This window comes from Pseudomonas sp. 382 (genome assembly GCF_002759075.1).
GTDB lineage: Bacteria > Pseudomonadota > Gammaproteobacteria > Pseudomonadales > Pseudomonadaceae > Aquipseudomonas > Aquipseudomonas vlassakiae.
This window is the reverse complement of the sequence record NZ_PEMX01000002.1, coordinates 184,998-202,641: the sequence shown is the minus strand read 5'-3', so window position 1 is coordinate 202,641 and position 17,644 is coordinate 184,998. Positions and strand designations below refer to the sequence as shown.

General features: G+C 61.7%; 22 protein-coding genes, 1 tRNA gene and 1 pseudogene. 2 read left to right on the top strand and 22 right to left on the bottom strand.

What is annotated here, in order from left to right:
- The 11 genes and pseudogenes from CQW31_RS03920 to CQW31_RS03875 form a co-directional block, all read right to left on the bottom strand.
- A complete protein-coding gene (locus CQW31_RS03920) occupies positions 1–456 on the bottom strand; it encodes a phage virion morphogenesis protein (protein WP_099813809.1) in 456 nt (151 codons plus the stop codon).
- Positions 449–982 carry a phage tail protein gene (locus tag CQW31_RS03915; protein WP_099813808.1) on the bottom strand — a complete coding sequence of 178 codons (534 nt, stop codon included), beginning with the start codon at positions 980–982 and terminating at the stop codon, positions 449–451. Before CQW31_RS03915 ends, CQW31_RS03920 begins: the two co-directional genes overlap by 8 nt.
- Entirely contained in the window at positions 966–1,232 is a 267-nt protein-coding gene (gene lysC, locus CQW31_RS31430) for an Rz1-like lysis system protein LysC (protein ID WP_218254718.1), read from the bottom strand. The genes CQW31_RS03915 and lysC overlap by 17 nt, the downstream gene beginning before the upstream one ends.
- Positions 1,156–1,515: pseudogene (locus CQW31_RS31570) on the bottom strand (LysB family phage lysis regulatory protein); the annotation flags it as partial. The gene lysC and the pseudogene CQW31_RS31570, both read right to left, overlap by 77 nt.
- Entirely contained in the window at positions 1,515–2,348 is an 834-nt protein-coding gene (locus CQW31_RS03905; protein WP_099813806.1) for an N-acetylmuramidase family protein, read from the bottom strand. The gene CQW31_RS03905 and the pseudogene CQW31_RS31570, both read right to left, overlap by 1 nt.
- Positions 2,345–2,659: a phage holin, lambda family gene (locus CQW31_RS03900; protein ID WP_099813805.1), complete on the bottom strand. Its 315-nt coding sequence runs from the start codon at positions 2,657–2,659 to the stop codon at positions 2,345–2,347. The genes CQW31_RS03905 and CQW31_RS03900 overlap by 4 nt, the downstream gene beginning before the upstream one ends.
- Before the next feature lie 36 nt (positions 2,660–2,695).
- Positions 2,696–2,908: a tail protein X gene (locus tag CQW31_RS03895; RefSeq protein ID WP_099813804.1), complete on the bottom strand. Its 213-nt coding sequence runs from the start codon at positions 2,906–2,908 to the stop codon at positions 2,696–2,698.
- Positions 2,908–3,384 carry a head completion/stabilization protein gene (locus CQW31_RS03890; protein ID WP_099813803.1) on the bottom strand — a complete coding sequence of 159 codons (477 nt, stop codon included), beginning with the start codon at positions 3,382–3,384 and terminating at the stop codon, positions 2,908–2,910. Before CQW31_RS03890 ends, CQW31_RS03895 begins: the two co-directional genes overlap by 1 nt.
- Positions 3,385–3,481: 97 nt before the next feature.
- The gene (gpM, locus tag CQW31_RS03885; RefSeq protein ID WP_099813802.1) at positions 3,482–4,183 is read right to left on the bottom strand and encodes a phage terminase small subunit; all 702 of its coding nucleotides are present in this window, start codon (positions 4,181–4,183) and stop codon (positions 3,482–3,484) included.
- A 3-nt stretch (positions 4,184–4,186) separates the two neighbouring features.
- Positions 4,187–5,197: a phage major capsid protein, P2 family gene (locus CQW31_RS03880; RefSeq protein WP_099813801.1), complete on the bottom strand. Its 1,011-nt coding sequence runs from the start codon at positions 5,195–5,197 to the stop codon at positions 4,187–4,189.
- Positions 5,198–5,236: 39 nt separating this feature from the next.
- Positions 5,237–6,091, bottom strand: a complete 855-nt coding sequence (locus CQW31_RS03875; RefSeq protein WP_099813800.1) for a GPO family capsid scaffolding protein — start codon at positions 6,089–6,091, stop codon at positions 5,237–5,239.
- Positions 6,092–6,243: 152 nt separating this feature from the next.
- Here CQW31_RS03875 and CQW31_RS03870 point away from each other — a divergent pair, with 152 nt between their 5' ends.
- Positions 6,244–7,995, top strand: coding sequence for a terminase ATPase subunit family protein (locus CQW31_RS03870; RefSeq protein WP_099813799.1), 1,752 nt, complete (start codon positions 6,244–6,246; stop codon positions 7,993–7,995).
- Positions 7,995–9,038: a phage portal protein gene (locus tag CQW31_RS03865; RefSeq protein ID WP_099813798.1), complete on the top strand. Its 1,044-nt coding sequence runs from the start codon at positions 7,995–7,997 to the stop codon at positions 9,036–9,038. Before CQW31_RS03870 ends, CQW31_RS03865 begins: the two co-directional genes overlap by 1 nt.
- Before the next feature lie 159 nt (positions 9,039–9,197).
- On the opposite strand, the gene CQW31_RS03860 is transcribed toward CQW31_RS03865, so the two are convergent.
- The 11 genes from CQW31_RS03860 to CQW31_RS03810 all read right to left on the bottom strand — a co-directional run bounded on the left by CQW31_RS03860 (position 9,198) and on the right by CQW31_RS03810 (position 17,059).
- Entirely contained in the window at positions 9,198–9,518 is a 321-nt protein-coding gene (locus CQW31_RS03860; RefSeq protein WP_178075550.1) for a hypothetical protein, read from the bottom strand.
- Between the two features lie 725 nt (positions 9,519–10,243).
- A tRNA-Thr gene (locus tag CQW31_RS03855) sits at positions 10,244–10,319 on the bottom strand.
- A gap of 97 nt (positions 10,320–10,416) precedes the next feature.
- A complete protein-coding gene (locus CQW31_RS03850) occupies positions 10,417–10,638 on the bottom strand; it encodes a hypothetical protein (RefSeq protein WP_371858361.1) in 222 nt (73 codons plus the stop codon).
- 110 nt (positions 10,639–10,748) lie between these two features.
- Positions 10,749–10,955, bottom strand: a complete 207-nt coding sequence (locus CQW31_RS03845) for a helix-turn-helix transcriptional regulator (RefSeq protein ID WP_054886720.1) — start codon at positions 10,953–10,955, stop codon at positions 10,749–10,751.
- A gap of 395 nt (positions 10,956–11,350) precedes the next feature.
- Positions 11,351–11,776 carry a hypothetical protein gene (locus CQW31_RS03840; RefSeq protein WP_099813796.1) on the bottom strand — a complete coding sequence of 142 codons (426 nt, stop codon included), beginning with the start codon at positions 11,774–11,776 and terminating at the stop codon, positions 11,351–11,353.
- Positions 11,769–12,212: a DUF2975 domain-containing protein gene (locus CQW31_RS03835; protein ID WP_099813795.1), complete on the bottom strand. Its 444-nt coding sequence runs from the start codon at positions 12,210–12,212 to the stop codon at positions 11,769–11,771. The genes CQW31_RS03840 and CQW31_RS03835 overlap by 8 nt, the downstream gene beginning before the upstream one ends.
- Positions 12,213–12,743: 531 nt before the next feature.
- Entirely contained in the window at positions 12,744–13,949 is a 1,206-nt protein-coding gene (locus CQW31_RS03830) for a methyltransferase (protein WP_099813794.1), read from the bottom strand.
- 137 nt (positions 13,950–14,086) lie between these two features.
- On the bottom strand, positions 14,087–14,776 hold the full coding sequence (locus tag CQW31_RS03825; RefSeq protein WP_015268628.1) for an ABC transporter permease: 690 nt from the start codon (positions 14,774–14,776) through the stop codon (positions 14,087–14,089).
- A complete protein-coding gene (locus CQW31_RS03820; RefSeq protein WP_054886715.1) occupies positions 14,776–15,468 on the bottom strand; it encodes an ABC transporter permease in 693 nt (230 codons plus the stop codon). The genes CQW31_RS03825 and CQW31_RS03820 overlap by 1 nt, the downstream gene beginning before the upstream one ends.
- A gap of 53 nt (positions 15,469–15,521) precedes the next feature.
- Positions 15,522–16,274: an ABC transporter substrate-binding protein gene (locus tag CQW31_RS03815; protein WP_099813793.1), complete on the bottom strand. Its 753-nt coding sequence runs from the start codon at positions 16,272–16,274 to the stop codon at positions 15,522–15,524.
- An 11-nt stretch (positions 16,275–16,285) separates the two neighbouring features.
- Entirely contained in the window at positions 16,286–17,059 is a 774-nt protein-coding gene (locus tag CQW31_RS03810) for an ABC transporter ATP-binding protein (protein WP_054886713.1), read from the bottom strand.
- Positions 17,060–17,644: the final 585 nt, after the last annotated feature.

Here is a 17,644-nt window from a genome sequence, read left to right as displayed (position 1 = left end):
CTACAGGCCCAGGTGGGCGAGCACCAAGTCTTTCAGCGCTTCCTGATCCTCGACAGTGAACCCGAGCAGCTCCCGGGCCTCGTACTGCGCCGTCGGCCCGCGGGCGGCGATGCGATCCCGCAAGCCGTACTGGTGGACGCGGGCAATCCTTGCGATCCGACCGGTAAACCCGACTGCCAGGCCCTTGGCATCCCCTTGCGCCTTGAGGTAGCTGGCTGTGCGCAGTTTCTGGAACATCTTCGCCTTGGCCTTCACCCGACCTTTTTTCTCGCGCAGCTTGTGCGGCCTTCGCGCCGTGTACTGGGTGCCATCGGCATTGCGCTGGGCTTTGATCCGTTGCTGTTGGCCCCGGCGCAGCTGCTGCGCCAGGGTACGGGCCAGTTTCGCCCGGCCGGCGGGCTCGATCTGGCGAAGCAGTGGGCCCGCCCAGTCTTCCAGGGCGTCGAGGTCAGCCACGGGCAGGGCGCTTCGGGTGAGGCATGACCAAGGCCATGCCGTCCGGGGCGGCAGGCGGCTGCCAGGACACGAGCGGTTCGCCATCGGCATACACGGTCACAGGCCCTTGCTCCTGGTACTCCTCGTATTGCGGTTCGGGGGCGTGGGAAGCATCTAGGCTGCCATCCGCCTTGCGGGTGACGATCACGCGCTCGGTCAGGGGCAGGGTGAGGCTGAGATCTACCTTGCTGCGGTCCAGCATATCGGCTTCGAATTTCAGCCCCTCGGCGGACTTGTCCAGGTTGACCAGCAATTCAGACTGGTTGACCCGCAACCACCCAAGGATCGGGAGCATCACGCTATCAGGATGCCCGGCGAAGTCCGTCAGGATGATCTGCAGGGTGTAGCTGTACTCGAACGAAAGGCTGGCAGCCGCGGTGCAGCGCACTTTGCCCTGGTCGATGAACATCAGCAGGCGTTCAGGGTTGTTCTTTAGGCCTGGCACGGCCTCCAGCAGCAGGTCGCGCAGGCTATCGGGCTTGTTCATGCTTCACCTGGTGCTGGTAGACGGCGTCGACCTGGGCGGCGCACTCGGCCCAGGCCAGCTCGGTGCGCTCCTGGTCAGTGAGCAACTGGCCGTTCTTTGCCGGGCTTGTCGCTGGCAGTTGGCAGGGCACCACCACTGGACAGCCACTGACGGTAAGCGTCGGCGCCGGTGATGGCGGGACGCTCCCGCAGCCGGCGAGCAGCGTCAGGGAGAGGCTGATCAGCCCATTGCCGTAGTTCATCATTCTCATGCTTGAGGTCCTCGATCAGGCGCTCGCGGTTAGCCAGGCCGGTGCGCAGCTCGCTCTGGAGCTTGAGCAACTTGGCCTGGTCTTCGCGCTCGCGCTCCAGGGTGGCTTTCAGTGCGTTGGCGGTGGCCAGGTTGTCACGGGCATCGGCCTTGGCGGTGTCGAGCTGCTCCGCCAAGCCTTCGGAAGTTTTCTTCTCGCTATCCAGCAGCGATTTCTGCGACCAACCCCACGCGCCCAAGCTGGCCAGCAGCACAGCGGTGAGCAATCCGGTGCGAAGGTCCATCAGGCGGCTACCAATCCACGGTCCTGGTGCCGCTCGAAGGCGCGCTCCAGCTTCACGTCGTACAGGTTTCGCTGATAGTTCGGGCCGTTGTAGAGCTTGGCCACCGTTGCCCACTTCTGTGCCTTCAAGGCCTTGAGCAGGTTGGCGTCGGCTTCGATGAAGCGGACGAACACCTCCAGGTGGTCCGCCTCGCTGCGATTCATCGATGCCACAAAGTCATGCACGCTGGAGTAACCCAGGCGCTGCCAGTGGTAGCCCATGACTTGGAAGCCGCCCCAGCTTGCCGACTCCAGTGCTGATACTTCGTCCAGCTGTCGGGCCTGGGCGAGGCGCTGATGCTCGGCGCTCCCGCCGATGTAGCCGCCGGCTTTCGGGTTGACCAGGTTGGGTGCCTGCTTGGCCAGCTGCTCAGCGCGCTGGTGCAGCTGCTCCTGGTCATCGTCGGATGAGCGAACCAGCTGCAAGCGGTCAAACATGACGTGGCGCTCGTAGAGGATCACCGGCTTGCCGTTGTCGAGGAAGCCGCGGCCTTTGGATTCGACCTCGTTCAGCGCATACACAGCCGCGACCGGCACGCCGAGGCGGGCGGCGGCCTGGACCAGGTCGGAATGCTTGAGGAGCTTGCCGGTGTCCAGGCCTTTAAGGCTGGCCATGGTCTTCGGCCCGGCGGCGCCGTCGGAAACAAGCCCGACCTTCTCCTGGTAGGCCCGGACTGCCGCCTCGGTGGCATCGCCAAAAGCGCCGTCTGTATCCAACTTGGCGCCTTTGGCGTTGAGCAGGCGTTGCAGCTCGCGAACCGCCTGGGAGCGGTCGCCATGTCGAAGTGTGGTCATGCTGTTCCCTCTTTGCGGGTGAAGAACTTCTTCGCGGTTGCACGGGTGAACTCGACGCCCAGCAGGCCAATGACGCCCCCGAAGAACGGGGCCGCGCTGATTGGGATGCCGATCAGCGACAGGCCGTGGCTGGCCGACAGCGCCAATGCACCGCAGAGCGGGGCTTCGACGGCCATGCGGCGGATTCCGCCGCCACCGTAGATCACCCGTAGGGCGGCAATAACGATGGCCAGACCGCCGGCATACAGGCCGGGCCAGTTGTGTTCGAGCCAGGTGGCGAGCCAGGCCCAGGTTTCAGGGCGGTCAGGCATGGGTGTCCTTCCTTGGTTGTGGGTTGGGGAGGCCGGTCAGTCCCATAGGTTCACCATCTGGCGTTCGGGGGCTGCCGCTTGCAGTTCGGGGAGGGTGACGAGCAGGCCAGAAGGAAGCACAGGCCCCTTGTCCGCCAAGCCCGGATTGGCATCGAGCACGGCTTCGACCACGCCGGCAGTGCGGCCGTAGTGACGCCAACACAGGGCGTCTACGGTGTCGTTTTGCTGGGTGCGCTTCTGCTCGGCCATCACAGCAGCTCCACAGTGGTGCGCGAGGTGCCCAGGAAATCGCGGACTGCCCAGCGCTGGTCGCGCCTGTAGTCTTCGATGGTCGGGGCGGTTTCGTCGGCCTTCTTGGCGCCACTGGCGGTGCTGTCGTAGTTGCGGTAGCGCTCGCAAACCTCGGCGCCGGCCGCACATTCGACGGCGCGCACGTACAGGTGCACCAATTGCGACTTGTCCAGGATCTGCTCACTCGGTACGTCATCCAGGACGGTGAAGCCTTCGGCCTGTTTGGCTACTCGCCACTTGGCCAGATCTCGGTTGACGCTGAGGATCGCCGCGACAACGGCTGTTTCGAGGCGGGCGGGGGTTACGCTGGAGTCGATGCGCAGGGTTTCCCGCAGCGAGTCCAGATCGATCGACGGCCAGAAGGGGTCGCTGTTTATATGGCTGCCCGGTACCGAATCGCTTGGTACCAAGCCGCCGGCAATGAATCCGCTCATGGTCGTGCTCTGAATAGGTCGGCGGTGGTCGGGGCTTCACAGCTAAGCCAATGGCCGCTGATCCGCCCCGAGCCGCCGGGTTGCGTGGGACGCTCGGTTAGCTGGCAGGGCCAGCGAGTTTCTTGAGGAGACGCTCGGCCTTCTCCAGGTCTTTCTTTCCGCCACAGGCATTGTCGAGCTTGATGGCTTCTTGCAGCAGCTCGACGCCCGCTTCTACTTGGCCAGGCGCGCCCGGATTGCTCTCGTCGAGGCCTTGCAGCGTTGCGCGTGCCAAAGCCAGCTTGAGCTTGGCCCTGGCTTCATCCGGCATGTCTTGCTCTTCCGTGAGCAGGGCGGTGCGGAGCAGGTCGTCAACTGGGAACGTATCGCCAGCCTTCTGAGCGTTGAGCGCGGCCGTGGCGACTTCTTCAGCGATCAGGCAGCCGGTGGTGCGGGCGAAGCGGTTCGGGGTTGGCAGGTTGTGCTTCAGCACATACTCAGCAATGTCCAGGCCGCCCGGGAAATCACCGGCATCGAAGCGCCAGATCATCACGGTGGTGAGTACGTCGTCATGAGCACCTTGGCCAGCCTCAAGGATGCCGACGACATAGGGGACGTACTCCGGCAACAGGATGCTTTTCAGCCTGGCCTTGGCCTGCTTCGACTGAACCTGCTTGAGGCGCAGTTGGTCTTGCTGGAGTTTGGCCAGCATCAGCTCATAGCTGGTCAGGCCTTCCATCATGGCGGCCGGGGCGGTGGTGGCCGCGTCCTTGGCGGCCAGCTTGCGCAGTCGGGTACGTTGGGCAAGGGTCAGGGTCATGGCTTAGACCTTCTCGATGTTCTCGACCAGGGCGCAGGCACCGAAGTCTTCCACGACATACGCCTCGTTCGACGACTGATAGTCGGCGATCTGGTCGGCGTCCGGCTCGTCGCGAACATGGCGACGGCGCTTTTCGTTTTGGTAGTAAATCGACAGGTTGGACAGAGGGCCTACCCAGACACCACCTTCGATGAAGAACGGGGCGTCATATTCGATCGGCAGGCCACCCAGGCGGGTTTTGGCGATGATGTCGTCGGCGGCGTTGGCTTCCTGGTTGGAAGCAGCCCCGTTTTCCAGTGCCTTGAGCTGCTTTTCGTGCAGCAGGGCATGGTCAACGATTACGACCAGGTCGGAACGCTTGCGATGCCACGGGTCCAGCAGCTGGATGGCGTCGAACACCAGGGCGTCGAGGGTCTTGTAGTCGCCAGTAGCGCCGATGGTTACTTTTCCGGCTACCTTGCCTTCATCAATGACGCGTTCCGGGGCGCGCTCGCGCATCTTCTGCAGCCAACCGATGTTGACATCCTGCAGCAACGGGTTGGCGGTCAGGTCGGTGTCAGCGGCAGCACTGGTACCGTTGAAACCGATCATGATGCGGTCCAGGCCTTGTTGCTGAGCGATAGAACCAGCCAAGCGGGTCTGGAAGTCTTTGAACTTCGCCCAGGCGTCGAGCCGTGCGTAGGGGGTGGCGGTATCGAAGTTGGTTTTCTTGCAGGCGTAGGTGTCAGCAGTGAGCGCGGCAACGTCGCGAGGCTGACGGCGTTTGCCGGAACCAGTGGCGGTGCGGCCAGCAGTCGGGCCGTTTACCCCGAGCAGGATGGCTTCGCCTTCCGCTTCGTCCACGCCGATGATGTTGATCTTTTTCAGGAACGCGCTGGATTCCTGGATGGCGGTTTCCAGCTTCTGCGCCGGGTTTGGCGCCACGGTGTAAGTCTCGGTAACCGAGCTGACATCGTTGATTTTGGCCTGGTTGGCCAGGTAGCCGTTGAAGGCGATCCGGGTTGCTTTCTGCATGGTGAGTCTCCGAACTGGTGGTGTGTGGGGCTGCGGGGATCAGTAGTCGGCCTGGATCTGCCCGTCGCCACCGGTCACTGGTGGGCGTTGCGTCTGGGAGTGGTCTTCGGTTTCGCCCAGGCGCTTGACCAGCTCGTTGAAGTCCTTGGAAAGCTTGTCGTGGTCGGCCTGGAGCTTCTCGCGGGCGTTTTTCTCCGCGGTGAAGGCTTCGGCCTGCTCGGCGCCATGGGTGACGATCTGCTCGATCATCTCGCCCAAAGCGGCGAAGCTGGCGGCGTCCTTGCCTTCCTTGTCCTTGCTCTTACCGAGAAGATCAGTGACCCGCTTGCTCAGCGACGCGAACATGCTGGGGGTCTCGGTGATCTCTTCGAATTCGAAGGCAGTCTCTTCCGCTGCCGAGAAGAGGTTGTCCTTGTTGGTTTTGCGGCTGGCCAGCGAGCCGTGCTGAGCGCTGAATGACAGTGCTTCGGTGCCGAGGCTGGCCGGGGTGTCAGTTACCGCGAGGCCAACCAGGTAGGCTTTGCCGGTGTCGGCAAACTTCGGATCAACCTCGATCGAGGTGTAAACCTTCTGGCCCGCCTTGTTGAGGGCGATCAGCGCGTCGTTCGGCTCCAGCTGGGCGAAGAGGGCCAGCTTTTTCACCTTGTTGATTTCGACTTCTTCTGCTTTCAGCGAGAAGACATCGCCATACGCGCCGAACTCGCCACCTGGCCAGGCCCACTTGATGTGCTCGCAGTTGATGCGGGCACCGTAAGTATTTGGGCTGTAGGTGCTTGCCATGTCCTCGATCCAGCTGCGCTCGATTTTGCGGCCATCGGTGGTCGCGCCTTCGACGGCGATGCGAGTCCATTTGGAGCGGAATTTCTTGGCTGGGGCTTTGGTGCTGTCGGACATGCCGGGAATCCTCATGGCGGTGGCGTTGTGCCTTGCAATGAGGGGCATGGTCCGCAGCCGGCTGATTTACGGCAACGCGCTGCACTTGTAGGCTTAACGGCTACAGTGGGCGCCTGTGGGGGAATACGCGCGCGAGCGGCAGCATCGGCGCCATGAACACTACAGCCCAACCCACACTCGATCCGCGCCGCCAAGCCAAGTTCATGTACTGGACGGGTTGGCGCGTTACCGATATCGCCGATTACCTGGGCGAGAAAGAGAAGACCGTCCACAGCTGGAAGGCCCGAGACGAATGGGATCGGGCCGACAACGTCGAGCGCATCGGCGGCGCCCTTGAGGCGCGACTGGTGCAGCTGATCCTCAAGGACGGCAAGACCAGCGGTGACTTCAAGGAAATCGATCTGCTCCATCGCCAGCTGGAGCGGCAATCACGCATTCAGCGGTACCAGGCCGGCGGTACCGAGACCGATCTCAACCCTAACATTGCCAAGCGTAATGAAGGGCCCAAGAAGCAGCCCAAGCGCAACGAACTGGACGAGGACCAGATCGAGCAGCTGGTCGACGCCTTCCGAGACAGCTGCTTCGACTATCAGCTCGACTGGTACCGCGCCGGTAACCAGCGCACCCGGATGATCCTCAAAAGCCGGCAGATCGGTGCCACCTTCTACTTTGCCCGGGAAGCGCTGATCGACGCCATCACTACCGGCCGCAACCAGATCTTCCTGTCGGCCAGTAAGGCCCAGGCGCACCAGTTCAAGACCTACATGCAGGCGTTTCTCAATGAGGTGCTGGGGGTCAAGCTCACTGGCGACCCCATCGTGCTCTGGAATAACGCCGAGTTGCATTTCCTGGGCACCAACTTCCGTACCGCCCAGGGCCGGTCCGGCAACTTCTACTTCGACGAATTCTTCTGGGTGCACGGTTTCACCGAGATCAACAAGGTCGCCTCGGGCATGGCGTTGCACAAGAAGTGGCGCAAGACCTACTTCTCGACGCCGAGCAGCATGGCGCACCCGGCCTACACCTGGTGGACCGGTGAGCGGATCAATAAGGGCAAGCCTTCTGCTCAGCACATCCAGCTGGATGTGACCCATGAGGCTCTGCAGCAGGGCCGGCTGTGCGAGGACAAGATCTGGCGGCAAATCGTCACGATCATGGACGCTGAATCAAGGGGCTGCGACCTGTTCGACCTCGATGAGCTTCGGCTGGAGTACGACGGGCCAGCGTTCCAAAACCTCCTCATGTGCCAGTTCGTGGACGATGGGCAGAGCATATTCCCCCTGAGCATGCTGCAGCCCTGCATGGTGGAAAGCTGGGACTGGCCGGGCTACAGCCCATTTGCTGCCCGGCCATACGGTGAGCGGCCGGTGTGGGTTGGCTACGATCCGGCGGAAAGCGGCGACTCGGCCGGTCTTGTCGTGGTTGCGCCGCCGCTGGTACCGGGCGGGAAGTTCTTCGTCCTGGAGAAGCACCAGTTCCGCGGGATGGACTTCAACACCCAGGCCGAGACTATTCGACAAATCACCAAGCGCTACAACGTGGCCTACATCGGAATCGACACCACGGGCATGGGCAGCGCCGTCGCGCAGCTGGTGCGCCAGTTCTTCCCGGCGCTGCGCACCTTCACCTACAACCCCGAGGTCAAGACACGACTGGTCATGAAGGCCTGGGACGTGATCAGCAAGGGGCGACTGCAGTTTGATGCCGGCGCAACCGACATTGCCCAATCGCTCATGGCCATCCGCAAGACCGTCACCCCAGGCGGTCGCCAATTCACATACACCGCGGGCCGCAACGAGGCCACCGGCCATGCCGACCTGGCCTGGGCGCTCTTCCACGCGCTGCATAACGAGCCGCTCGAAGGCCAGACCGCAGCCAACACACGCATCATGGAGATCTTCTGATGGGCAACAATGACCAGGTCAGCGCCTTGCCGGCGCCCGCAGGTGAGCTGCTGGCCAACCCCAGCGCCCGAGCCGAGGCATTCACCTTTGGCGACCCGGTACCGGTCCTGGACGGGCGGGAGATCCTGGATTACCTGGAGTGCTACGACAATGGCCGCTGGTATGAGCCGCCGGTCTCGCTGGACGGCCTGGCCCGCTCCTCCAAGGCAAGCGTCTACCTGCAGTCGGGCCTGATCTTCAAGCGCAACGCCTTGGCCCGCACCTTCATTCCGCACAGGTTACTGGGCCGGCAAGCCTTCGAGCAGATCGTCATGGACCTGGGTTGGTCGGGCAACCTGTACCTGGAGAAGCGCGACAGCATGCTGCGCGACACCCTCGGGCTTCGGCCATGCTTGGCCAAGTACATGCGACGCGGCTCCGATCTGCAGACTTATTACCAGGTGAGGGGCTGGCGGGATGAATTCGAGTTCCGCGCCGGGAGTATCTGCCACCTGCGCGTGGCCGATATCAACCAGGAGGTTTACGGCCTACCGGAGTGGTTGCCGGCGCTCCAAGCCGCGCTGCTCAACGAGTCGGCCACACTGTTCCGGCGCAAGTACTACCAAAACGGCAGTCACGCGGGGTTCATCCTCTACATGACCGATGCCGCCCAGAACGAAGACTTTGTCGACGACCTGCGCAAAGCGATGAAGAGCAGCAAGGGGCCTGGCAACTTCCGCAACCTGTTCATGTACGCCCCCAACGGCAAGAAGGACGGTATCCAGCTCATCCCGATCAGCGAGGTGGCGGCCAAGGATGACTTCGGCGCAATCAAGAACATCAGCCGCGATGACCAGCTGGCCATGCTGCGGATCCCGCCGCAGCTGATGGGCGTTGTACCGCAGAACTCTGGTGGCTTCGGTTCGGTGCGAGAGGCTACCCAGGTGTGGGCGGTGAATGAGCTGGAGCCCGAGCAGGCCAGGCTGCTGCAGATCAACGAATGGCTGGGGGAGGAGGTGATCCGCTTCAACCCCTATGAGGTGCCGGCCAGCAACGGCAACTAAAGCCGCAGAGACAGAAAAGCCGCCCATCGAGGCGGCTTTTTCGTGTCCCAATGACCTTAAAACGTGCGGGGTTACAGCATAAAAAACCCCAGTAAATCCTACCACTTCAGGCCCGCTCAAGCCAGCCGTTTTACCCGTTTGGCCCAATGATTACGGGGGTTAAAGCGGAGGGTAGAGCAGTGGCTCGCGGCGATCTTGATTTGCCATCTGGCCGCCCCAGGTGGGTATGCCGCTCCCCCGCTGCCGGTTCGTCTCCATACATGCATGAGCCCTGGCCACCCTGAGTTCATGACGAAGTGTGCTGATTTCCTGGTTGAGCGCCCAGTTGATGTCCACCAGCTTCTGCATGTCTTCGTGCGCCTTCGCGAGTTGGTGGCGCGCCTGTTCGCTTTCGTGCCTGAGCAGCACGACCTGGTGCGCGGCCATCTCCTCGTGGCTGGGCATCCCCAGCTCGAACCCTTCGTCATCGATGAGCACCATGGCCACCCTCATTCAATAGCACTGTATGCGCATACAGTACCATCAAGTCAACGGCCTGCCGAGCCCTGCTGGGCTGGGTGGTGCTGACCCCGGCGCGCGCCCTCGTCCCCCCGCCACGCCTGCGGGCTAAACGTGTCGGAATTTCCGCGCCCCTGCAGCCAGGGTTAAGCCGCCCCGGGTCTGGGCTTGGGCAGGTTATGAGGTGTCTGGGTGTTCTGCGGATCCCTGCGGCGAGGTGCTTTTTGTGGCGAAGGGGGAGTTGTGCCGTCTCGATCTGGGGGGAGCCGTGGGAAAAAGGTAAGTTTTCGTGGAAGGGGCTTTCTGTGGGCTGAGGTGCTCGGATTTGTTGGGCTTGGTGGCTAACTTTTGATGGTTAGGAATGGTTAGGTTTGAGGTTAGGAGTTCTCAAGTGCCTGATTTTAAAGGGTTTTGTTTTTGAGAAACTGACTATAGGTAAAGGTTAGGAAATTACCAATATTTAACCAAAACCTAACTTTTAGAGGTCTTCTGGAAGCCAGAGCTGGAGAGGGATGCAGCCTGTTCGCAAGAAAACTAACCGACCTAACCTTTTCCCGATGGGTCAACATCAAACGGTGGTCGCCCCTAGGGGGAGGCTGGTCGAGGGTGACACGCAGATCTGCGCTTGTGCACGCCTCTTGTTACGTCGGTTGTTACGCGCATTGCCGAAACGACATGAAGAAACGCACGTAACACCTTGATAAATATGGTGCCGGCACCAGGAATCGAACCCGGGACCTACTGATTACAAGTCAGTTGCTCTACCATCTGAGCTATACCGGCAATGGGGCGTCATTATAACGATCGGTTGGCGCCTGTAAACCACTTCCTTGCGAAAGCGTAAAAATAGCCTAAGTCACCGGCCGTGAAGGATATTTTCTTACCAGCCGCGGTGGAGGGTGGTGACGCTTGGCTCGGTCTTGCCCGGGTTGAAGAACAGCTTGTCGTTGTCGCAACCACGCTTGCGGCAGGGGCTCTCGGCGCGCAAGGGCAGGCCGTTATCACCGCCTAGCTGCATGCCGGGGGTGTTCCAGTCCAGGCCATTGTGCTCCGCAGGCTGGTGGCCACTCATGCAGCCGGTAAGCGTCACCGTCAAACCCATAAGGGCGAAGAGGGAGGTGGTGATGTGGGACACGTTTGAGGAATCCATTCTTGATTTCATAAAGCAGTTTTAAAAGGGATGAGCGCCACGCAACGACGCGCTCATCCGTGTCAGGTATCGTTGTGTTCCAACAAATCGCCCGGTTGGCAGGCGAGCGCTCGACAGAGCCTGTCCAAGGTTTCCAGCTTGATGCCTTTGACCTTGCCGTTCTTCAGCAGCGACAGGTTAGCCTCGGTAATGCCAATGATTTCCGCCAGATCTTTGGAACGGATCTTGTTCCTGGCCATGACAACATCCAGGCGGATAACTATTGGCATATGCAGTGATTCATGTGGGGGCGTCCAGTGCTCACTATCCGGTACAGGGCACTTGTGAGGGTGCTCTGGTTTGGGGGTCAGATTTTTCGCAGGCGGATGCGGATGATACACCTATCCACGGGTGATGGACGCGTCGGTCGTCAAGCTTGCTTTGCTTACCAGTCACGATGCATGGCACGGCCGTCGGGTTCGGGCCGGCCAGGGTCGAAGATCAGCCGGTGGTTGTCACATCCCCTTCGTTTGCACGGCCCCCGATGCGCTGCCGGTTTTTGCCTGACCACTTCCACCCAGGGTTCCTCCCTTTCGGGATAGGACGGTGGCGTCGAGCAGGCACTGAGGGTAACGAGAAAAACGCAGCCGGCGAATTCCTTGCATTTCATGGTGGTTCCCCCGGATCAATAGGCGTTCGTTACGCGTTCGACTTGACCGCCACAGCCAACGTAGCAGTCGTTGAAACCCTGTTTGCAGCTGGAGCCTTCGCTCATGAATGCGTCGCCCCCCCAAAACTGTGTGGGGGCCGGGCAGTAAAAGCGCGCGTCTTTCTTGGTTCTGCCTGCCCGGCAGTATTGATAGGCGCGATGCTCCGACTCATAGCGGGCTCGCTCGCTGCGCGCCTGCTCGGCAGACAGCTGTTTGCAGTGCTTGAGTTCGGTCGAGCATGCCCGCACGCAGGCCAGCCCGGCTTCGCTGGCGGGTGCAACGTAGCGGTACGAGTACCCAGGGCCACAGCCTGCGATCAAGACAAAAAAAAGCATGACCGTGCTGAGCCGGCCGGCAAGACGTGTCGGCTTTGCCCAGACTTGGCGCAGGGTTTCAGACATAACACTTGTTCTCGTCATGGATGGACTTGGCATTGCGCATTACCGATGCGAAGGCGCACAACAGCAGCCCCATGGCGATCTGCGACAAAGCTGCGGAAGAGAGGTCCAGGCCCAGGTTGGCCCCGCCGTTACCGGATGGCAGGTCCCAGCTCAAGGCCAGACTCTGCAGCAAACCAGCCAGCGATTTGATCAGCGGCATGCACAGGCAGAGGATGCCGATGCTCCGCAGCCAGCGGATGTTCAGGTCGGTCCAGGCGTGGGAGGGCTGCAGGTTTTTGAACAGCAGGCCGGTGAAGAACAGTGGCGCTGCAGCAGTCAGGGCGATCAGGCAATCGAGCCCGACTACTGTAACCATGACCAGTTTTGATGGCATGTAGTGGGTGACGCCAAGCATTGGCATGCTTGCAGCGTTATCGGCGAGAAGGGCGTCCAGCATGGCAGGGTACTCAAGGCCCCAAAGCAGCCCTGGGGTGGCAAGTTCGATAGCAGCTACCACCCAGGCAAGGGATATAGCGCAGATTGCTATCAAGGGGCGGGGAGTTTCGGATGGTTGAATGGTCGAAGTCATGTGGCGCGCGTCCGTGATTAGGTAGAGCGCGCATTTAACATCATTATCGTAATTAGATAATAAATTTCTGTGTTTCGGTTTTTTTCATGGGGCTCGTTTTTTGCTGTGCTTTATCCACTGCCGATGGGGCATCACGTCAGCCAGCAGGCTACACGCACCCATCGGCGCGGCAGACCCAGGGGCCGCTCATGCCTAGTCGAATTTTTGTTTATGCACAACAGGCATTTTTTCCTTGCGCGAAAGGCATGCCGCTTCCCCATACCGCCGGTCTTTGCGCAAACACCTGTTTTTGCTGGGCTTGAGGCAGATGCCGGAATAAGCCAGGCGCTTGAAATAGCGCCTGGCTGCATCCATTCATCACAAGCTTGTTCACAGACTTATCCACAGGTTGTGCTGCGGTTAAGGGGCGCGCTCGGCCAGCAGCAGCAGGTTGCGTGGGGTGAGCGGGTAATCGCAGAAAGTGCCCAAACGCACGTCGTAGCCCTGTTCTTCGAGGAACAGGGCGCGATCGAGCACCAGCCACAGTTCCAGCGGGCGGCGGAACAGGTTGCGCAGGCGTTCGAGGTTGCGCACCTCGGCCAGGCGCTGCCAGCCGGCGGCCTCCAGCGCGGCCCAGTCCGGCTTACCGCGTAACGCCACACCGCGCAGCTCGGCCAGCTCACGGCAATACTCCTCGAAAGGCTTGTCCAGCCAGGCGACTGGCAGGGAAGGGGTGGGCAGGTATTCATCGCACTGGCGCTGTTCGCGCTGCAGCAGGTCGAAGCCCAGGCGCCGGGCCATGGAGCAGTCGCGTTGATGGCGCACGCGGGCGCTGGCGGTTACGGCTTCGTTCAGCGGCAGGCCCAGGTCGATCATGCTCAGCTGTAGTGGGGATTTCTGCGCGGCTGTGGATAACGGCTGATAGTGCTCGCCGGGGATGCGGTTGTAGCAGCAAGGGGCAACGGCCAGGTGGCGGCAGCCGTACTGGCTGGCCTGGCGCAGCAGGTGCACGTGCAGTTCGCCACAGGCGTGCAGGGCGACCACGCTTTTCTCGTGGTTCAGGTGCTGGGTGCTGCTGGCAGCCATCACATCCTGGTGGACGTGGGTCGCGGGCAGGTGATGGTGGTCGCTCAGGGCCTGGCCGGCGGCCACCAGCTCGGGATTGTATTCCAGGCATGTCAGCTGCTGGCCGGGTTGCAGCAGGCGGCGGCCGAGGTGGCCTTTGCCGGAGCACCAGTCGAGCCAGTGACGGGTGTGTTCGCGAAAGCCCAAGCGGCGGCTGAAGGCTTCGATCTGCTGCCATTTACGGCCGGGGACGTTGACGTCCAGGCGGTGGCCGGCGGTGGGCAGGCCGGTGTCGGGGAGCTCGCCTAGGGCCGACAGTTGCTCGGCTTGCGCCGCCAGTTGCGGGAATGGGGCGGGCAGGCCTTGTGGGTTGGTGTCGGCTTCGGCGTCGGCCAGGGTGCACTGGCGCAGGTGGGCGGCGAGTTCGGGGTATTTGCTTTCCCAGTCCAGGTGCAGGGCGGTGAAGGGCCGGGGTTTCCACAGCGGTTGGTGCTCGGTCAGGAACTGGTCGAGGGCCTGGAAGCGGTCGTTCAGGTGGTGGCTGTGGAGGTAGGTGGACATGGGGCGGGGCTTGAGGTGTGTGGTGGTTTTGAGGGCCTCTTCGCGGGCACGCCCGCTCCCACAGGTATAGCGCCAACCTCAAGAATGGCGCAGTACCTGTGGGAGCGGGCGTGCCCGCGAAGACGGCAGTGAGAGTTTCAACGACCCTGGCAGGCGTCCACGCGCAGCCAGCGCTCCAGCAGTTTGAAGCCTTGCACCAGCACGAACGAGATCACCAGGTAGAACACCCCGGCAGCGAAGAAGATCTCTACCGGCAGGTAGGTCCGGGCAATGATGGTACGGGCCATGCCGGTCAGTTCCAGCAGGGTCACGGTACTGGCCAGGGCACTGGCCTTGAGCATCAGGATCACTTCGTTGCTGTAGGCCGGCAGGCCGATGCGGGCGGCCCGTGGCAGCATGATGTAGAACAGCGTCTTGCCCCGCGACATGCCCAGCGCCCGCGCTGCCTCGATCTCGCCCTTGGGGATCGACTGCAGCGCACCGCGCAGAATCTCGGCGATGTAGGCGGCGGTGTGCAGGGTCATGGTCAGCACCGTGCACCAGAACGGATCGCGCAGGTACGGCCACAGGCTGCTCGAGCGCACTGCGTCGAACTGCGCCAGGCCGTAGTACACCAGGAACAGCTGCACCAGCAGCGGCGTGCCGCGGAAGAAGAAAATGTAGCTGAACGGCACGGCGCGCACGTACCAGTGGCGCGAGGAGCGGGCGATGCCCAGCGGGATGGCCAGGATCAGCCCGGCAACCACGGCGATGGCCACCAGCTCCAGGGTCAGGGTCGCGCCCTGGGCCAGGCGCGGCAGCCACTTGATGATGACTTCCCAATTCATTATTCAGCCCTCGCAAAGCCGCGAGCGGCGCGTTTTTCCATGAAGTGCATGCCGGTCATGGCGATGATCGTGAGGCTCAGATAGATACAGGCGGCGACCATGTAGAAGGTGAACGGCTCCTTGGTCACGGTCACGCCGATCTGCGCGTGGCGCATGATTTCTTCCAGGCCGATCACCGACACCAGCGCGGTGTCCTTCATCAGGATCATGAACAGGTTGCCCAGGCCCGGCAGGGCGATGCGCCACATCTGTGGCAGGATGATCCGCGACAGGATACGGCCCTTGGACAGGCCCAGTGCCAGGCCGGCCTCACGGTGGCCCTTGGGAATCGCCAGGATCGCGCCGCGAAACACTTCGGTGGCATAGGCGCCGAAGCACAGGCCCAGGGCGATGACACCGGCGGCGAACGCGCTCAGCTCGAGGCCTGGCATGTTCAGGGCTTCGCCGAGGCTGTTCATCAGGCCGACGGTGCCGAAGTAGATGAGCAGAACCCAGAGCAACTCGGGCACGCCGCGCACCAGGGTCGAGTAGAAACCGCCAAGCCATTGCAGCGGCTTGATCGTGGAAGTCTTGGCCAGGGCGCCGAGCAGGCCCAGGACCAGCCCCAGCAACAGGGCGCAGAGCGCCAGTTTTACGGTCATCAGGGTGCCAGCCATCATGGCCGGACCGAATCCGTGCAGGTCGATATTCATGGGCAGATCATTCTAGGGACCTGCGCGCCCCGGGGCGCGCAGGTCGGAGCGGATCATTCGATGCTGAATGGGAAGTACTTGTCGTTGATCTTCTTGTACGTACCGTCAGCCTTGATTTCCGCCAAGGCCTTGTTCAGCTTCTCACGCAGCGGGTCACCTTTACGCACGGCGATGCCGATCTTGTCGCTGTCGACCACTGGCTCGCCCTTGAACTCGAAGTTCATGCCGTCCTTGCTCTTGAGCCACTCGTACTGCACGTACTTGTCGGCCAGGATGCCGTCGATACGGCCGGACACCAGGTCCAGGTAGGCGTTTTCCTGGGTGTCGTACAGCTTGATATCTACGTCGTTGCCGTAGTTGTCTTCCAGCCAGGTGCCCGCCAGGGTAGCGCGCTGGGTGCCGATCACCTTGCCTTTGAGCGACGCCTTGTCGGTCTTGAAGTCGACGTTCTTCGGCGCGATGAACTGCAGCTTGTTGGAGTAGTACGGGTCGGTGAAGTCGACGGCCTGCTTGCGCTCGTCGGTGATCGACAGCGACGACACCAGGAAGTCGAACTTCTTGGCATTCAGGGCCGGGATGATGCCATCCCAGTCGGAGGTGACCACGTCGCACTCGACCTTCATCTTGGCGCACAGGGCGTCGCCGATGTCCTTGTCGAAGCCGACGACGTTACCGCTGGCATCCTTGTTGTTGAACGGTGGGTAGGCGGCTTCGATACCCATGCGCAGTTTTTCCGCGGCCATGGCGTTTGCCGACATCACCAGGGTGGCAGCGGCTGCCAGGAGGAACTTCTTGTAAATGTGCATGTATTGCTCCGTTAGCGGTGGCTGGACATGAATTGCTTGCAACGCGCCGAGGTCGGGTTCTCGAAGACCTGCTGCGGCGATCCTTGCTCTTCAACCAGGCCCTGGTGCAGGAAGACGACTTCACTGGACACCTGGCGGGCAAAGTTCATCTCGTGCGTCACCAGCAGCATGGTACGGCCTTCTTCGGCCAGTGCGCGGATAACGTTAAGCACTTCCTGGACCATTTCCGGATCGAGCGCCGAGGTCGGCTCGTCGAACAGGATGACCTTGGGCTTCATGGCCAGGGTGCGGGCGATGGCAGCACGCTGTTGCTGGCCACCGGAAAGCTGGGCGGGGTAGCTGTGGCGCTTGTCGTGGATGCCGACCTTGTTCAACAGCGCTTCGGCGGCTTCGATGGCTTCGGCCTTGCTCTGGCCGAGCACGCGACGCGGCGCTTCGATGATGTTGTCGAGGATCGACATGTGCGGCCACAGGTTGAAGTTCTGGAAGACGAAGCCGATCTCGCTGCGCAGGCGGTTGATCTGGCGATTGTCGGCGGCGATCAGGTCACCGTTCTTTGCGGCCTTGAGCTTGAGGCTCTCGCCGGCGACGAGGATTTCACCCTGGTGGGGGTTTTCCAACAGGTTGATGCAGCGCAGCAGGGTGGACTTGCCGGAGCCGGACGACCCCAGGATGGAGATCACGTCACCATCGCGCGCGGTCAGCGAAATGCCCTTGAGAATTTCCTGCTCGCCGTAGCGTTTGTGCAGATTGCGGATTTCCAGCGCGGGCGTGGCCTGGGCCATGTGCGGTCCTCATGTGATCGGGTGCGTTCCCAGCTGTTGGCGGCCTTCCTGGCGAGCGCCACGCTAGCATAGCGGCAATAGACGGCCAACAGGGTCGCAGGGGGCTCAAGGCATTGCCGGGGCAGTTTGTCGCATCGTTGCAGTGCAACGTCGCGCAGATGTCCGCAAAGGGTCTCGCCCAGCGCCGTAGCCTTGATGAAAAAAGGCGCGATGGTGCCAGTTTTGGCCGGCACTGGGAAGCGCTTTTAGACCATTCGCGGGTCTGGCCCGTTGCTGCGGGTGTGACCGTAGCCTGTTGAAGTTGGCGGGGAGGGTTGTACCTTCTGGTTGCACTTTTGTGCATTGCACTGGTGCAAAGGTGTTACCGGGGAGCACCTTTGGTGCGATTGTAAGTGGGTATTTCCGTAATCCAGACTTGGCATGGAGATTTGGCGTCCTTTCGGTCAAAGATTGGCCGAATGCCCTGCAAGCCGCGTATTTGATAGGCTGGCACTTCCACCTGACGAACGTTTTGCGCACATGGCGCGGTTATTGCCAGTAGGAAACCGCCGATTGCAGCGATGCCTAGGTCAACCCCAGGTACGC

Coding starts and splice junctions, on each gene's coding strand:
- CQW31_RS03905 (WP_099813806.1), bottom strand. CDS start 2,348: ATGACCACACTTCGACATGGCGACCGCTCCCAGGCGGTTCGCGAGCTG.
- CQW31_RS03830 (WP_099813794.1), bottom strand. CDS start 13,949: ATGTCCACCTACCTCCACAGCCACCACCTGAACGACCGCTTCCAGGCC.
- CQW31_RS03825 (WP_015268628.1), bottom strand. CDS start 14,776: ATGAATTGGGAAGTCATCATCAAGTGGCTGCCGCGCCTGGCCCAGGGC.
- CQW31_RS03890 (WP_099813803.1), bottom strand. CDS start 3,384: ATGAGCGGATTCATTGCCGGCGGCTTGGTACCAAGCGATTCGGTACCG.
- CQW31_RS03815 (WP_099813793.1), bottom strand. CDS start 16,274: ATGCACATTTACAAGAAGTTCCTCCTGGCAGCCGCTGCCACCCTGGTG.
- CQW31_RS03860 (WP_178075550.1), bottom strand. CDS start 9,518: ATGGTGCTCATCGATGACGAAGGGTTCGAGCTGGGGATGCCCAGCCAC.
- CQW31_RS03850 (WP_371858361.1), bottom strand. CDS start 10,638: ATGGGTTTGACGGTGACGCTTACCGGCTGCATGAGTGGCCACCAGCCT.
- CQW31_RS03840 (WP_099813796.1), bottom strand. CDS start 11,776: ATGTCTGAAACCCTGCGCCAAGTCTGGGCAAAGCCGACACGTCTTGCC.
- CQW31_RS03865 (WP_099813798.1), top strand. CDS start 7,995: ATGGGCAACAATGACCAGGTCAGCGCCTTGCCGGCGCCCGCAGGTGAG.
- CQW31_RS03900 (WP_099813805.1), bottom strand. CDS start 2,659: ATGCCTGACCGCCCTGAAACCTGGGCCTGGCTCGCCACCTGGCTCGAA.
- CQW31_RS03880 (WP_099813801.1), bottom strand. CDS start 5,197: ATGCAGAAAGCAACCCGGATCGCCTTCAACGGCTACCTGGCCAACCAG.
- CQW31_RS03875 (WP_099813800.1), bottom strand. CDS start 6,091: ATGTCCGACAGCACCAAAGCCCCAGCCAAGAAATTCCGCTCCAAATGG.
- gpM (WP_099813802.1), bottom strand. CDS start 4,183: ATGACCCTGACCCTTGCCCAACGTACCCGACTGCGCAAGCTGGCCGCC.
- CQW31_RS03835 (WP_099813795.1), bottom strand. CDS start 12,212: ATGCTGGACGCCCTTCTCGCCGATAACGCTGCAAGCATGCCAATGCTT.
- CQW31_RS03820 (WP_054886715.1), bottom strand. CDS start 15,468: ATGAATATCGACCTGCACGGATTCGGTCCGGCCATGATGGCTGGCACC.
- CQW31_RS03845 (WP_054886720.1), bottom strand. CDS start 10,955: ATGCCAATAGTTATCCGCCTGGATGTTGTCATGGCCAGGAACAAGATC.
- CQW31_RS03870 (WP_099813799.1), top strand. CDS start 6,244: ATGAACACTACAGCCCAACCCACACTCGATCCGCGCCGCCAAGCCAAG.
- CQW31_RS03810 (WP_054886713.1), bottom strand. CDS start 17,059: ATGGCCCAGGCCACGCCCGCGCTGGAAATCCGCAATCTGCACAAACGC.
- CQW31_RS03895 (WP_099813804.1), bottom strand. CDS start 2,908: ATGGCCGAGCAGAAGCGCACCCAGCAAAACGACACCGTAGACGCCCTG.
- lysC (WP_218254718.1), bottom strand. CDS start 1,232: ATGAGAATGATGAACTACGGCAATGGGCTGATCAGCCTCTCCCTGACG.
- CQW31_RS03915 (WP_099813808.1), bottom strand. CDS start 982: ATGAACAAGCCCGATAGCCTGCGCGACCTGCTGCTGGAGGCCGTGCCA.